At 56.4% G+C, this 16,328-nt stretch carries 10 protein-coding genes; 7 read left to right on the forward strand and 3 right to left on the reverse strand.

The window, feature by feature from the left end; genetic code table 11:
- Positions 1 to 2: 2 nt before the first annotated feature.
- From bcsG to bcsE, 3 genes are read right to left on the reverse strand one after another with little or no spacing between them, the layout of a single operon-like run.
- Positions 3 to 1,682, reverse strand: a complete 1,680-nt coding sequence (bcsG, locus tag KI228_RS01170) for a cellulose biosynthesis protein BcsG (protein ID WP_044253740.1) — start codon at positions 1,680 to 1,682, stop codon at positions 3 to 5.
- Positions 1,679 to 1,870, reverse strand: coding sequence for a cellulose biosynthesis protein BcsF (gene bcsF, locus KI228_RS01175; RefSeq protein ID WP_042323160.1), 192 nt, complete (start codon positions 1,868 to 1,870; stop codon positions 1,679 to 1,681). The genes bcsG and bcsF overlap by 4 nt, the downstream gene beginning before the upstream one ends.
- On the reverse strand, positions 1,867 to 3,426 hold the full coding sequence (gene bcsE / locus KI228_RS01180) for a cellulose biosynthesis c-di-GMP-binding protein BcsE (RefSeq protein WP_061069348.1): 1,560 nt from the start codon (positions 3,424 to 3,426) through the stop codon (positions 1,867 to 1,869). Before bcsE ends, bcsF begins: the two co-directional genes overlap by 4 nt.
- A 288-nt stretch (positions 3,427 to 3,714) precedes the next feature.
- Here bcsE and bcsR point away from each other — a divergent pair, with 288 nt between their 5' ends.
- The 7 genes from bcsR (at position 3,715) to hmsP (ending at position 16,326) form a co-directional block, all read left to right on the forward strand.
- Entirely contained in the window at positions 3,715 to 3,903 is a 189-nt protein-coding gene (gene bcsR / locus KI228_RS01185; protein ID WP_042323607.1) for a cellulose biosynthesis protein BcsR, read from the forward strand.
- Positions 3,904 to 3,914: 11 nt separating this feature from the next.
- Positions 3,915 to 4,667: a cellulose biosynthesis protein BcsQ gene (bcsQ, locus tag KI228_RS01190; protein ID WP_044253734.1), complete on the forward strand. Its 753-nt coding sequence runs from the start codon at positions 3,915 to 3,917 to the stop codon at positions 4,665 to 4,667.
- Entirely contained in the window at positions 4,664 to 7,285 is a 2,622-nt protein-coding gene (gene bcsA / locus KI228_RS01195; protein ID WP_061069347.1) for a UDP-forming cellulose synthase catalytic subunit, read from the forward strand. The genes bcsQ and bcsA overlap by 4 nt, the downstream gene beginning before the upstream one ends.
- Positions 7,286 to 7,295: 10 nt before the next feature.
- Entirely contained in the window at positions 7,296 to 9,653 is a 2,358-nt protein-coding gene (bcsB, locus tag KI228_RS01200) for a cellulose biosynthesis cyclic di-GMP-binding regulatory protein BcsB (RefSeq protein ID WP_054176509.1), read from the forward strand.
- 6 nt (positions 9,654 to 9,659) lie between these two features.
- Positions 9,660 to 10,766 carry a cellulose synthase complex periplasmic endoglucanase BcsZ gene (bcsZ, locus tag KI228_RS01205; protein WP_058587427.1) on the forward strand — a complete coding sequence of 369 codons (1,107 nt, stop codon included), beginning with the start codon at positions 9,660 to 9,662 and terminating at the stop codon, positions 10,764 to 10,766.
- Positions 10,748 to 14,245, forward strand: coding sequence for a cellulose synthase complex outer membrane protein BcsC (bcsC, locus tag KI228_RS01210; protein WP_061069346.1), 3,498 nt, complete (start codon positions 10,748 to 10,750; stop codon positions 14,243 to 14,245). The genes bcsZ and bcsC overlap by 19 nt, the downstream gene beginning before the upstream one ends.
- A 92-nt stretch (positions 14,246 to 14,337) precedes the next feature.
- Positions 14,338 to 16,326, forward strand: a complete 1,989-nt coding sequence (gene hmsP / locus KI228_RS01215) for a biofilm formation regulator HmsP (RefSeq protein WP_071888336.1) — start codon at positions 14,338 to 14,340, stop codon at positions 16,324 to 16,326.
- Positions 16,327 to 16,328 lie beyond the last annotated feature (2 nt).

Raw genomic sequence — 16,328 nt, forward strand, 5'->3', positions numbered from 1 at the left:
CGTTATTGCGGATATGGCACCCAGTCGCCGCCATTCAGACGGACGTACGGTTTGTCCTGATACTGGATAACCACCGCGTTGGCGTTTTCCGAGACCACAGCCGTTTGTGGCAGGTTGCTGGTGAGTTTTGCCCAGTCCACGCTGTCTTCGGAGAAGATCTTACCGTCAAGCACGCGTACCACCAGATCAGAAATGGCCAGATAGCTACTTGGCTGATTAATGACGATCGGCGCACCCTGATGCGGCGCTTTCATGCCGAAGAATTTCACGCCAGCCGGGACGTTGGTGATCGAGGGGCTCGGAATATCACGCAGGCCAGAGACCTGCATTCTGTCGCCTTTCAGCGCGCCGCCGTGTTCCGGTACGACAACCACCATGACCTTACGACCCGATTTCTCCAGCTCGGTGAAGAACGCATCCAGTTCATCAAAGAATTTCTGTGCGCGCGCTTTGTAATCCGCCGTTTTACTGACGCCGGGATAGTGGTTACCGTCGTGGAGCGGCAGGGTGTTGTAGAAAGTGGCGCTACGGGAGTCCTTATCTTTTTCCGTGGTTTCCATCCAGCGCTGTAGCACGGCGGTGTCGTCATACACCGGGGAACCATCAAAGCCCAGCAGCGGCGCAGGTAAGCCTTTCTGATCCATCAGTTCAGCCTGCATGCCGCCATTTTCACGAACCTCTTTCAGGAAGCCGCCGAATTCGCCGTTATGGCCCATCATCAGGTGCTGCGTAAAGCCCAGTTTTGACAGGTTATCAAACAGATAGCATTCATTGCCTGCGGGTTGATACAGGTTCGTGTGCGAGGGCTGTCCGCAGCTGGCGCGTAGCAGGCGAATCGCCGCCGGGCCGCTGTACGACGTGGCGGAATTGAAGTGTTTAAACTGGATATCAAAGTGCGACCACAGCGGGTGCGACATCAGCCCTGCGGCTTCAATATCGGACCAGGAGAGTGAGCAGATATTGATGACTAACAGTTCAAACGGCTGCGCATCGGCAGGGAGCGCTGATGGGAAAGGCGTTTTGCGCTTCGCTTCCGCATTGTAGAACGTATTCAACCATGCGTTGAGATTCGCCGAGGTCGGCGGTGCGGTTTGTGCCGGGATATCACCAACGACCGGTGCTCCTCCAGCGGTCGCGACCGTTTCTGCTGCCGTACCGCCCGTGGTGGTCACCGTGGTCGTCGGTTGACCCGCCGGCCACAAAGAGAAACTCGGACCCGCCAGCGTCAGGACGTTCAGCCAGACCAGAATCGCCACCACGAAAGCGGTAACCCGAATCCATTGTGATAAAAACAGCCACGCGACCAACAGGACAAACATGGCGCCAATCATCTGCCAGTTGATAAAGCGCGTGGCAAGATCGAGTAAATAGTCCGTGCTAAAGCCTGCCACCTGCGAGCCCTGGCTCATAATACTTTCCGGACCTGGCAGCCAGGTGTCGTGCCAGAACAGAGCAAAACCGATCGGAATGGCGACCCAGTGACGCATGCGATGCAGGCTGTAACGCGGAATCGGCATCAGCAGGAAGGCCATAAAGACCAGATTCAGCAGCGGGTGAAAATTCAGATAGCCCGCCCAGAGCAGGCCGAACTTGACCAGAAAATAGAAGTTCCAGCCAGAAAGACCGCGCCAGTATTGCCAGAGAGGTGAAGGCAGTGATGCGTTTTGTGTTTGTTGAGTCATTTTTTCGTTGCCCTGGAAATCACCGTGCGGCGCAATGTTCCGGCCGGTTTAACATAACGAGGTTTTGCAAATAACAGCCGGGTCGTATTGCTGATCCGGCGCAGTGAATGGCGCGCCAGATACCCCAGCGGGAAGAAAATCAGTGCACAAACAACGATGATTTGCAGGATATCGCTGATAGTCATCATGATGAGTGCTCCGTTTCATCGTCCAGTAAGCGTAGCGGTTGTGGAATACGCCGCCACGTCTTGCCGTCATGCTCGGCATTGATGACGGGTTTCACGTTTTGGGTCAGCGGCAACGGTTGTCCCCACTGTTCTGGCGCCAGTAAGCGCATCTGCACCAGCTCAGCGCTGATGAGATTATCTTCAAACCAGACCATGCGGTTAGAGAAGAGATCGCCGGTCGGGAGTGGGAAGATATGATTGAGCGCGGTATCGAGATCGTTGACGCGGCAAAACGACAAGAACAGCACCAGGCGGTTGCCGCCAATAGTGACGATATCGCCGGTACGGTGCGGGCGACACATCGTTAAGGCTTGTTCAACGCGGATACCCGGAACGGGCCGCAGCGCCACCATCACCCCTTTCCCGTCGGCAGGCAGCAGGGTGTTGCTCATCATGTTATTTACCGCTTCACAGAACACGTCCCATTTCTGGAAACCGCGCAGTTTCATCGGCTGGGTCATCGACAACAGCGTCGTGATATCTTCCGGCACGTAGCGACTAAATTGCTGACCCTGAACGCTTTCAATCAGCGTCAGACAGCGCGAGAGTGGCGCGTTCCACGGAATCACCATATTGGCACCGCAGCCTAATAGCAGGCGTTCGTCGGTGGCGCGCAGGCTGGCGATGTTTTCCCGCACAAGGATTTTCAGCGCGCTTCCGCGTTGGCGACGCAGAGTATGGATGCTCCGTGCCAGGGGCTCAATCTGGCTGTTTTGCTGAAGCGAAAAGATCAACGTTGCCGCCTGTGCGGTACGCGCCTCATTGAATAAAGCTTCATTATTATCGAATAATTTCCAGTGCTCGGAGAGTGGCGGCGCCCCTTCCAGCACGGCGACATTACTCAGGATCTGCTTTTCATCGCTACGGGGCTGGATTTCTGCCTCTTCTTTTTGCACCAGTTCCCACTGCCCTTCATGATGGCGGACGGTGAGTTGCTGACGAGCGCTAACCCCTTTTTCATTACACCAGAAGGCAATATCAAACAAATGCTGATCGCCCTGATAGCGCATACTGGCGAGGCCATAAAGCGAGCGATATTCCCCCATTAAAAGAGAGAATTGTTTATCGTTATTATTGCCGGGGTTAAGCACCACTACAGAACAGTGATGGAGACGCGTCCATTTATTCATTTTATCCAGCCACAGACGCAAACGTTCAGCTGGTATATTTTGCCAGCCGTTATTTGCGCAAATAAGAATGAATAAGTAATGCGTCGGGTCCACGGAACACAGCAAATCGCGGGTCATAAATTGTAGACCCTTTTCCGAATTTGGCATGGAAAATAACTGAATTTTTTCCGGACCGTGAGATTCATCTAATTTGAATATCTTACCGGGATCGCTGCCCATGGAAATGCCCGCGACTTTTGCCGTCTCGGTCTGAAAGGCAATCGTTTGATTCGCCAGGCTGATAGCGTCTTCAACGCGATCGGTGTTAACCCACCAGACTCCGCCGGCTGGCATATGGCGTAGTTCATCCCATAATGATGAGATGCCAATTGAAAATACAGGGTCCACAGCGTTCCTCGGGTCGCTATTTTATCTGTTTATCAGTTTACTAGCGAAAGCTCAGAAATAAACCTAACATTGAAATTAAAACGTATCAGATTTAGCATGTGAATCGATTTGGCGAGCAAGAAGCCTTGTAACATCGGCCTTTCCGATTCCATGACGCGTATTTTCACGAAACAACAAGACAGAAAATGAGCAACATCTGGCCTTGCCGAATTTCGGTGAGAACGAAGCGGAATGCGAAAAGAAAAAATGTTTGAAGCATGGCGAGTCTATTCAAAGGGATAAAACAAAATGTCTGACAACGAACCCGGCACGCAAACTGATTCAACATTGGGCTATACCTTTCAAAACGACTTCCTGGCATTAAGCCAGGCTTTTTCATTGCCAGAATTTGATTACACTGATATTTCCCAGCGTGAACAGCTCGCCGCCGCGATTAAACGCTGGCCGCTGTTGGCTGAATTTGCGCAACAACAATAAGGAAGCCGTGGATGGCCATTCTGGGACTTCAGGGCATACGAGGCGGAGTGGGCACGACGTCGATCGCGGCTGCACTGGCCTGGTCATTGCAATTATTAGGGGAAAACGTCCTGGTTGTGGATACCAGCCCCGATAATTTGTTGCGCCTGTCATTCAACGTCGATTTTTCTCATCGCGACGGTTGGGCCAGAGCGATACTTGATGGTCGTGACTGGCAGGAAGGCGGGATGCGTTATACCTCGCAGCTTGATTTGCTGCCGTTTGGTCAACTGACGGCGCAGGAGCGGGAATATCCTGACCGCTGGCTGGAACGACTGGGCGGCATCGCGGCGGGCATCCGTGCGCTGAAAGAGAGTGGGCGTTACTCATGGATTTTACTGGATCTGCCGCCGGGTTCCGCGCCGTTAACCCGACAACTGGTCAATGAGTGCGACCACACGCTGGCGATTGTCAAAGCCGACACCAACTGCCATGTCCGTTTGCATCAGCAATCGCTGCCGGCGGGCGCGCATATTTTAATTAACGACTTACGTGTTGGCAGCCAGTTGCAGGACGATCTCTACCAGGTCTGGCTACAGAGTCAGCGTCGTCTGCTGCCGATGGTGATTCACCGCGATGAAGCGATGGCTGAGTGCATGGCGGTCAAACAGCCGTTGGGGGAATACCGCAGTGACTCACTGGCCGCAGAAGAAGTGCTGACGCTGGCAAACTGGTGTTTATTACATTACGCAGGTCAAAAAACTCCTGTCGGGAGCGCATCATGAGTGTCCTGTCCCGGTGGTTGCTTATTCCGCCGGTGAGCGCCCGCTTAAGCGAGCGCTATCAGGGTTATCGTCGTCATGGCGCGTCGCCTTTCAGCGCGGCGCTGGGTTGCCTGTGGGTGATTCTCGCATGGGTCTTCATCCCGCTGGAGCACCCGCGCTGGCAGCGTATCCGTGCCGAGCGTAAAGCGCTCTATCCTCATATCAACGCCGCGCGCCCGCGCCCGTTAGATCCTGCCCGTTATGCCATTCAGACCCTCTGGCTGATGGCGACCTCGCCGCGTCAGGAGACGACGCAGCCTCGCTGGCAAACCTTCTCCCGTCTGCAAGGCGTCAGAGGGCGTTATCACCAGTGGATGGATGCGCTACCGGGACGCGTGACGCAAAACACCACGCACCTGGATAAACAAAAAGAGCTTGGTCACCTGAGCTCTGGCGCGCGTCGCTTTATCATCGGGATTATTGTCACTTTTTCGTTGATTCTGGCGCTGATATGCGTGACCCAGCCGTTTAACCCGCTGGCGCAATTCATCTTCCTGATACTGCTGTGGGGCGTTGCGCTGATCGTGCGCCGCATGCCGGGGCGCTTCTCCGCGCTGATGCTGATTGTGCTGTCGCTGACGGTATCGTGCCGCTATATCTGGTGGCGCTATACCTCCACGCTAAACTGGGACGATCCGGTGAGTCTGGTCTGCGGGCTGATCCTGCTGTTTGCCGAAACCTATGCGTGGATTGTGCTGGTGCTGGGTTACTTCCAGGTCGTCTGGCCGCTGAACCGCCAGCCGGTGCCGCTGCCAAAAGATATGTCTCAATGGCCGTCGGTCGATATCTTTGTGCCGACTTACAACGAAGATCTGCACGTAGTGAAGAACACCATTTACGCGTCGCTGGGTATCGACTGGCCGAAAGATAAGCTCAATATCTGGATCCTCGACGATGGCGGGCGTGAAGAGTTCCGCCAGTTCGCCCAGACCGTGGGGGTGAAATATATCGCCCGTACCACCCATGAGCACGCCAAAGCCGGGAACATTAACAATGCGCTGAAATACGCCAAAGGCGAGTTCGTTTCGATCTTTGACTGCGACCACGTGCCGACGCGTTCGTTCCTGCAAATGACGATGGGCTGGTTCCTGAAAGACAAGAAGCTGGCGATGATGCAGACGCCGCACCACTTCTTCTCTCCGGACCCGTTTGAACGTAACCTCGGGCGTTTTCGCAAGACGCCAAACGAAGGCACGCTGTTTTACGGTCTGGTACAGGACGGTAATGACATGTGGGATGCCACCTTCTTCTGCGGTTCTTGTGCGGTGATTCGCCGTAAACCGCTCGATGAAATTGGTGGTATTGCCGTTGAGACGGTGACTGAGGATGCGCATACGTCGCTGCGTCTGCACCGTCGCGGTTATACCTCCGCGTACATGCGCATTCCGCAGGCGGCAGGGCTGGCGACCGAAAGCTTATCTGCTCACATCGGTCAGCGCATTCGCTGGGCGCGCGGGATGGTACAGATTTTCCGGCTCGATAACCCGTTGACCGGCAAAGGGCTGAAGTTCGCTCAGCGATTATGTTACGTCAACGCGATGTTCCACTTCCTGTCAGGTGTTCCACGGCTGATCTTCCTGACCGCCCCGCTGGCGTTCCTGCTACTGCATGCCTATATCATCTATGCGCCCGCGCTGATGATTGCGCTGTTCGTCCTGCCGCACATGGTTCACGCCAGCCTGACCAACTCGAAGATTCAGGGCAAGTACCGCCACTCCTTCTGGAGTGAGATCTACGAAACGGTGCTGGCCTGGTACATTGCGCCGCCGACGCTGGTGGCGCTGATTAACCCGCACAAAGGGAAGTTTAACGTCACTGCAAAGGGCGGGCTGGTAGAAGAAGAGTATGTCGACTGGGTGATTTCCCGTCCGTACATCTACCTGGTACTGCTTAACCTGTTCGGTGTGGCGGTCGGCGTCTGGCGTTACTTCTACGGGCCGGAAAACGAAATGCTGACTGTTATCGTCAGCCTGGTGTGGGTGTTCTACAACCTGATTATCCTCGGCGGCGCGGTGGCGGTATCGGTTGAAAGTAAACAGGTTCGCCGCTCACACCGTGTTGAAATTTCTATGCCAGCGGCGATTGCCCGTGAGGACGGACATCTGTTCTCGTGCACCGTCCATGATTTCTCCGACGGCGGTCTGGGGATCAAGATCAACGGTCAGGCCCAGGTGCTGGAGGGGCAGAAGGTGAATTTACTGCTCAAACGCGGCCAGCAGGAATATGTCTTCCCGACACAGGTAGCGCGCGTTTGGGGTGAACAGGTGGGGCTGCAACTGATGCCGCTGACCACCAAACAGCATATCGATTTTGTGCAGTGTACGTTTGCCCGTGCTGATACATGGGCGCTCTGGCAGGACAGCTATCCGGAAGATAAGCCGCTGGAAAGCCTGTTGGATATTCTGAAGCTGGGTTTCCGTGGCTATCGCCATCTTGCGGAATTCTCCCCATCTTCCGTGAAAATAGTTTTCCGGTTTCTGACTTCTCTGGTTTCCTGGGTTGTGTCGTTCATTCCACGCCGTCCGGAGCAGGACGAGGTGGCGGTGCAACAGCCGGATCAGGTTATGGCTCAACAATGATGATAACGCGATGAAAAGAAAACTTTCCTGGATTTGTGCAGTGGCAATGGGGATGAGCGCAATCCCTTCATTCATGACGAATGCGACGCCGGCAACGCAACCATTGATAAACACTGAGCCAACCGTGGCCCCGGCGGCGGCCGCCCCTGCACAGGCAGATGAAAATCAGCCGGTGGGTCAGGTGATGCCGGGCGTTCAGGGAGCTGATGCGCCGATTGTGGCGCAGAATGGCCCATCCCGTGACGTGAAACTGACGTTTGCGCAGATCGCGCCGCCGCCGGGCAGCATGGTGCTGCGTGGCGTGAACCCTAATGGCAGTATTGAATTTGGCATGCGTAGCGATGAAGTGGTCTCCAGAGCCGTGCTGAATCTGGAGTACACCCCGTCGCCATCCCTGCTGCCGATACAGTCGCAGCTCAAGGTCTATCTGAACGATGAGCTGATGGGCGTGCTGCCGGTCACCCAGGAACAGTTGGGCAAAAAGACGCTGGCGCAAATGCCGATCAACCCATTGTTTATCACCGACTTTAACCGTGTGCGGCTGGAGTTTGTCGGCCACTATCAGCAGGTTTGTGAAAACCCGGCCAGCAGTACGCTGTGGCTGGACGTCGGTCGCAGCAGCATGCTGGACCTCACCTACCAGACGCTGGAAGTGCAAAACGATCTCTCGCACTTCCCGGTACCGTTCTTCGATCCACGCGACAACCGCGCGGTGACGCTGCCCATGGTCTTTGCCGGCTCGCCGGATCGTACCCTGCAACAGGCGGCGTCGATCGTATCGTCCTGGTTTGGTTCCCGGGCGGGCTGGCGAGGCCAGCACTTCCCGGTGCTGTACAACACGCTGCCGGATCGTAATGCGATCGTCTTTGCCACTAACGACAAGCGACCTGATTTCCTGCGTGAACATCCGCCGGTGAAAGCGCCGGTGATCGAAATGATCAGCCATCCGGATAACCCTTACGTGAAACTGCTGGTGGTGTTCGGTCGTGACGACAACGATCTGCTGCAGGCCGCGAAAGGGATCGCCCAGGGCAATATTCTCTTCCGCGGGAGCCGTGTGGAAGTCAACGAGGTGAAACCGCTGCTGCCGCGTAAACCGTACGATGCGCCAAACTGGGTGCGCACCGATCGCCCGGTCACCTTCGGTGAACTGAAAACCTATGAAGAGCAGTTGCAGTCCACCGGGATGGAACCTGCCGCGATCAACGTCTCGCTGAACCTGCCGCCGGATCTCTATCTGCTGCGCAGTACCGGTATTGATATGAATCTCAATTACCGTTACACCACGCCGCCGACCAAAGACAGTTCGCGCATGGATATCAGTCTGAATAACCAGTTCCTGCAAGCCTTTAGTCTGACCAGCAATGAGAAGAGCAACCGTCTGCTACTGCGTCTGCCGGTACTGCAAGGACTGTTGGACGGGAAAACGGATGTCGCCATTCCGGCGCTGAAGCTGGGCGCGATGAACCAGTTGCGGTTTAACTTCGAGTACATGAACCCGATGCCGGGCGGCTCGGTTGAAAACTGTATTACCTTCCAGCCGGTGCCGAACCATGTGGTGATTGGCGACGACTCCACCATCGACTTCTCGAAGTACTACCACTTCATAGCGATGCCGGATCTGCGCGCGTTTGCGAACGCGGGCTTCCCGTTCAGCCGCATGGCGGATCTGTCGGAAACCCTCACCGTGATGCCGAAAACGCCGAACGAAGCGCAGATGGAAACACTGCTCGACGCGACAGGCACTATTGGCGCGCAAACCGGCTTCCCGGCGATTAACCTGACTATCACCGATGACAGCAGCCAGATTCAGGGCAAAGATGCGGACATCCTGATTATCGGCTCGATCCCGGACAAACTGAAAGACGACAAGCGTATCGACCTGCTGGTTCAGGCGGCAGAAAGCTGGGTGAAAACCCCAATGCGCCAGACGACGTTCCCGAGCATCATGCCGGATGAAGCCGATCGCAAAGCGGATGCGCAGGCGACGGTAACGTCGAGTGGACCGATGGCAGCGGTCGTCGGCTTCCAGTCGCCGTTTCACGATCAGCGTAGCGTGGTGGCGCTGCTGGCGGATAGTCCGCGCGGCTATGAGTTGCTGAACCAGGCCATCAATGACAGCGGCAAACGGGCGGCGATGTTTGGTTCCGTCTCGGTGATCCGTGAATCTGGCGTGAGCAGTTTACGCGTCGGCGAGATCTACTATGTGGGTCACCTGCCGTGGTTTGAACGTCTGTGGTACGCGCTGGCTAACCATCCGGTGCTGTTAGCGGTGCTGGCGGCGATCAGCGTGGTATTACTGGCCTGGGTACTGTGGCGTCTGCTGCGCATCATCAGTCGCCGCCGTCTCGATCCGGATCATGAGTGATAAATAATGAACGCGTTGCGAAGTGGGATAGTCATGGTGTTAATGCTGGCCGCGCTGAGTGTACAGGCGGCCTGTACCTGGCCTGAGTGGGATCACTTTAAAAAGGATTACATCAGTCAGGAAGGGCGGGTGATTGATCCCAGCGACGCACGCAAAATCACCACCTCGGAAGGGCAAAGCTATGCGATGTTCTTTGCCCTCGCCGCTAACGATCGCCAGGCTTTTGATACGCTGCTGGCATGGACAGAGAATAATCTGGCACAAGGTTCACTAAAAGATCATCTGCCCGCCTGGCTGTGGGGGCAGAAAGATCCCTCCACCTGGGCGGTGCTGGATAGCAACTCTGCTTCTGACGGTGATATCTGGATCGCGTGGTCGCTGCTGGAGGCGGGACGCTTGTGGAAAGAACCGCGCTATACCGAGATCGGCAAAGCCTTGTTGAAACGCATTGCCAGCGAAGAAGTGGTGACGGTGCCGGGGCTGGGCTCCATGCTGTTACCCGGCAAGATTGGTTTTGCCGACGCCAACACCTGGCGCTTTAATCCGAGCTATCTGCCACCGCAGCTGGCGCAGTATTTCACCCGTTTCGGCGCGCCATGGTCCACTCTGCGTGAAACCAACCAGCGACTGCTGTTAGAAACGGCGCCGAAAGGTTTCTCACCGGACTGGGTTCGTTACGAGAAAAACAAAGGCTGGCAACTGAAGGCAGAGAAAACGCTGGTCAGCAGTTACGACGCGATTCGCGTCTATCTGTGGGTGGGCATGATGCATGACGGCGACCCGCAGAAAGCACGGCTGCTGGCAAAATTCAAACCGATGGCAACCCTGACAACTAAAAACGGTCTCCCGCCGGAGAAAGTGGACGTCGCCAGCGGCAAAGCGCAGGGCAATGGCCCGGTAGGCTTTTCTGCGGCCTTACTGCCTTTCCTGCAAAACCGCGACGCACAAGCGGTGCAGCGACAGCGCGTAACAGACCATTTCCCCGGCAGCGATGCCTATTACAGCTACGTGCTAACCCTCTTCGGACAAGGGTGGGATCAGCATCGTTATCGCTTCACCGCCAAAGGTGAGTTACTACCTGACTGGGGCCAGGAATGCGCAAGTTCAAATTAAGTTTACTCGGGGTTTCACTCGGCATTGCCCTGATGCCCTTTGCCGACGCCGCGCCGTCGGCGCAACAGCAGTTGCTGGAGCAGGTGCGGCTGGGAGAAGCAACGCACCGCGAAGATCTGGTGCGCCAGTCGCTCTATCGCCTCGAACTGATGGACCCGAATAATCCTGACGTCATTGCCGCTCGCTTTCGTTACCTGCTGCGTCAGGGCGATAACGACGGCGCGCAGAAACAGCTTGATCGACTTTCTCAATTAGCGCCGGGTTCTAATGCCTATAAATCGTCGCAAACCACCATGCTGTTAGCGACGCCGGATGGGCGTCAGTCGTTACAGCAAGCGCGTCTACAGGCGACAACCGGGCATGCCGCAGAGGCGGTTGCCGCCTATGATAAGTTATTCAAGGGCAACCCGCCGGAAGGCGACCTGGAAGTGGAGTACTGGAGCGCGGTGGCAAAAATTCCGGCCCGCCGCAATCAGGCGATTAATCAGCTCAAGGCGATTAACGCCCGCAGTCCGGGCAATAACACATTGCAAAATACGCTGGCACAGCTGTTGTTTGATAACGATCGCCCGGCCGAAGGCTTTGTAGTTCTGGAGCAGATGGCGAAATCCAACACCGGGCGCAATGCCGCGTCCACGATCTGGTACACCCAGATCAAAGATCTGCCGGTCAGCGATGCCAGCGTGAAGGCGCTGCAAAAATACCTCACGGTATTCAGTGAGGGGGACAGCGTGGCTGCGGCACGCAGTAAGCTTAGCGAACAGCAAAAACAGCTTTCCGATCCGACATTCCGCGCGCGTGCGCAGGGGCTGGCGGCAGTCGACGCAGGCCAGGGCGGACGGGCGGTTTCAGAATTACAGCAGGCGGTGAGAGCCAACCAAAACGACAGCGAAGCCGTGGGTGCGCTGGGGCAGGCCTACTCTCAGCGAGGCGATCGCGCCAGCGCCGTTGCACAGTTTAAGAAAGCGCTGGCGATGGATCCGCAGAGCGGGAGTCGCAGCAAGTGGGAAAGCCTGCTGAAAGTGAACAGTTACTGGCTGGCGATTCAGCAGGGTGATGCCGCGCTCAAAGCCAACAATATTGACCAGGCTGAACGTCTCTATCAACAGGCCAGAAACATCGACAATACCGACAGCTATGCGGTACTGGGGCTGGGCGATGCAGCAATGGCGCGGAAAGATTATCCGGCTGCCGAGCGCTATTACCAGCAGACGTTGCGCATGGACAGCGGTAATACCAATGCCGTACGCGGTCTGGCAAACCTCTATCGCGCGCAGTCGCCGGAGAAAGCCTCCGCGTTTATTGCCACGCTCTCTGCCAGCCAGCGTCGCAGCATTGATGATATTGAACGCGGACTGGAAAACGATCGTCTGGCGCAGCAGGCCGAAACGCTGGAGAACCAGGGCAACTGGGCACAGGCCGCGGAACTGCAACGCCGCCGACTGGCGCTGGATCCGGGGAGCGTCTGGATAACCTATCGTCTGTCACGCGATCTATGGCAGGCCGGGCAGCGTAGTCAGGCTGATGCGCAGATGAGCGCGCTGGCGCGTCAGAAACCCAACGATCCGGAACAGGTGTATGCGTATGGGCTGTACCTGTCCGGCAATGATCAGGATCGGGCGGCGTTGGCGCATATCAACAGCCTGCCGCGCAGTCAGTGGAACAGTAACATTCAGGAACTGGCCGATCGCCTGCAAAGCAACCAGGTGCTGGAAACGGCGAATCGTCTGCGCGACAGCGGCCGGGAAGCCGAGGCTGAAGCGCTGTTACGCCAACAGCCTGCCTCCACCCGTCTCGATTTAACGCTGGCCGACTGGGCGCAGCAGCGCGGGGAATACAATGCGGCGCGAGGTTCATACGACGCCGTGCTGGCGCGCGAACCGGATAACGTCGATGCGATGCTGGGGCTGACAGAAGTGTACATCGCCCAGGGCGACAAGCCTGCCGCGCGAGCGCAACTGGCAAAACTGCCCGCAACGCAGACGCCGTCAATCAACATGCAGCGGCGAATCGCACTGGCACAAATGCAGCTTGGCGATACCGCTGCGGCACAACAGACCTTCAATACGTTGATTCCGCAGGCCAAAGCGCAGCCGCCATCAATGGAAAGCGCAATGGTGCTGCGTGACGCCGCGCATTTCCAGGCGCAGAGCGGCGAGCCGCAACAGGCGCTGGATACGTACAAAGATGCGATGGTGGCGTCCGGTATTACGCCAACGCGTCCGCAGGATAATGACACCTTTACCCGTCTGACCCGTAACGATGAAAAAGATGACTGGCTGAAGCGTGGCGTGCGCAGCGATGCGGCGGATTTGTATCGTCAACAGGATCTGAACGTCACGCTGGAGCATGACTACTGGGGATCGAGCGGTACCGGCGGCTATTCTGATCTAAAAGCGCATACCACTATGTTGCATGTGGATGCGCCGTATTCGGACGGTCGTATGTTCTTCCGTACCGATCTGGTCAACATGAATGCAGGTAGCTTCTCGACTGATGACAATGGTCGCTACAAGAATAACTGGGGCACCTGTACGCTGGAAGACTGTAGCGGCAGTCGCAGCCAGTCGGACACGGGGGCGAGCGTCGCTGTTGGCTGGAAGAATGACACCTGGAGTTGGGATATCGGCACCACGCCGATGGGCTTCAACGTTGTCGATGTGGTCGGCGGCGTCAGTTACAGCAATGACATTGGGCCGTTGGGTTATACCCTGAACGCGCACCGTCGTCCGATTTCCAGTTCGCTGCTGGCCTTTGGCGGACAGAAAGATGCGCAGAGCCACAACGGCGACAGCAACGACGTCAACACCGGTAAAAAATGGGGTGGCGTTCGTGCCGATGGCGGCGGGATTAGCCTCAGCTACGACAAAGGTGAAGCCAACGGCGTCTGGGCTTCACTCGGCGCCGATCGGTTAACCGGGAAAAATGTCGAGGATAACTGGCGCGTCCGGTGGATGACGGGTTACTACTACAAAATCATCAACGAGAATAATCGCCGTGTCACCGTAGGTCTGAACAATATGATCTGGCACTACGACAAAGACCTGAGCGGTTATTCGCTGGGCCACGGTGGCTACTACAGTCCGCAGGAATACCTGTCCTTCGCGGTGCCGGTAATGTGGCGTCAGCGGACGGAAAACTGGTCCTGGGAACTGGGCGGTTCGGTTTCCTGGTCGCATTCGCGCACCAAAACCATGCCGCGTTATCCGTTGTTGAATCTGATTCCGTCGGATTACCACCAGGAAGCCATCGACCAAACTAACGGTGGTGGAAGCAGCCAGGGCTTTGGTTATACCGCGCGGGCGCTGATTGAGCGTCGGGTGACCTCGAACTGGTTTGTCGGGACCGCGGTGGATATTCAACAGGCAAAAGACTACGCGCCTAGCCATTTACTGCTGTATGTTCGTTATTCCGCCGCAGGCTGGCAGGGCGATATGGATTTACCGCCGCAGCCGCTGGTGCCTTACGCGGACTGGTAATCAGAAAAATCCTTTTCAGACACAGCCTCTCTCAATGCCGCCGCGATCGGGTATACTCGGGCGGCAATCTGGGATATCCGGGGGAGACAATATTGCGCGTCAGTCGCTCGTTAACAATTAAGCAGATGGCAATGGTGGCTGCCGTTGTCATGGTGTTTGTGTTTCTGTTTTGTACCGTTTTGCTGTTTCATCTGGTGCAGCAGAACCGCTACAACACGGCGACGCAACTGGAAAGTATTGCCCGTTCGGTACGTGAACCGCTGTCTGCCTCAATTTTAAAAGCCGATATTCCCGGAGCCGAAGCGATTCTTGCCAGTATCAAACCGGCGGGGGTGGTGCAACGGGCCGATGTGGTGCTACCGAATCAGTTTCAGGCGCTGCGCATGAGCTTTATCCCTGAACGGCCCGTTCCGGTCATGATAACCCGACTCTTCGAACTGCCGGTGCAGATCTCGCTGCCTGTCTATTCACTTGAACGTCCTGCAAATCCGCAACCGCTGGCATATCTGGTGCTCCAGGCCGACTCATTCCGCATGTATAAGTTTGTGATGAGCACGCTGTCTACGTTAGTGACCATTTACTTACTTTTATCCCTGATGCTAACAGTCGCCATTAGCTGGTGCGTGAATCGCCTGATTTTGCACCCGCTGCGCAAAATTGCCCGCGAGCTGAATAACATTCCGCAACAGGATTTGATTGGACATCAGCTGGCGTTGCCGCGTCTGCATTATGACGATGAGATTGGTCTGCTGGTGCGCAGCTACAACCTCAATCAACAACTGGTCCAGCGCCACAGCGAAGAGCAGACGGATAACGCGATGCGTTTTCCGGTCTCTGACCTGCCGAACAAAGCGTTCCTGATGGGGCTGCTCGAGCAGGTCGTGTCGCGTCAGCACACCACGGCGCTGATGATTGTCACCTGTGAAACGCTGCGCGATACGGCGGGCGTGCTGAAAGAGGCGCAGCGGGAAATTCTGCTGCTGACGCTGGTGGAGAAACTGAAATCGGTGCTGTCACCGAGAATGGTGCTCGCGCAGATCAGCGGTTACGATTTTGCCATTATCGCTCACGGCGTCAAAGAGCCGTGGCACGCGATCACATTAGGTCAGCAAGTACTCACTATCATCAATGAGCGATTGCCGGTGCAGGGGATCCAACTTCGCCCAAGCTGCTGCATTGGTGTGGCGATGTATTACGGCGATCTCAGCGCCGAACAGCTCTACGGGCGCGCGGTATCCGCAGCGTTTACCGCCCGGCGCAAGGGCAAAAATCAGATTCAGTTCTTCGATCCTGAGCAGATGGAAATCGCCCAGAAACGGCTGACCGAAGAGAGCGATATTCTCACCGCGCTGGACAATCACCGCTTTGCCCTCTGGTTGCAGCCTCAGGTGGAGATGAGCAGCGGCAACGTGGTCAGCGCCGAAGCGTTGCTGCGTATGCAGCAGCCCGACGGGAGCTGGGAATTGCCGGAAGGGTTGATTGAGCGGATTGAGTCCTGCGGCCTGATGGTCACCGTGGGCCACTGGGTGTTGGAAGAGTCTTGTCGTCAGCTCGCAGCCTGGCAGGAACGGGGGATCACGCTGCCGCTGTCGGTCAATCTGTCAGCACTCCAGTTGATGCACCCGAATATGGTGTCAGACATGCTGGAACTGTTAAATCGTTATCGTATCCAGCCGGGTACGCTCATTCTGGAAGTGACGGAGAGTCGGCGGATCGACGACCCGCATGCCGCCGTGGCGATACTGCGTCCGTTGCGTAACGCCGGCGTGCGTATCGCGCTGGACGATTTTGGCATGGGCTACGCGGGGCTGCGCCAGCTCCAGCACATGAAATCCCTGCCCATCGACGTGCTGAAAATCGACAAAATGTTTGTCGATGGCCTGCCGGAAGATAACAGCATGGTCTCGGCGATTATCCTGCTGGCGCGCAGTCTGAATTTGCAGATGGTGGCGGAAGGCGTCGAGACCGAAGCGCAGCGTGAATGGCTGGCGCAGGCGGGGGTTGAAATCGCTCAGGGCTTCCTTTATGCCCGTGCGGTACCCGCTGAAACCTTCGAAGAACGTTATCTAAAGCACAATTGATG

This window comes from Citrobacter amalonaticus (assembly GCF_018323885.1).
In the GTDB taxonomy this organism is placed as follows: domain Bacteria; phylum Pseudomonadota; class Gammaproteobacteria; order Enterobacterales; family Enterobacteriaceae; genus Citrobacter_A; species Citrobacter_A amalonaticus.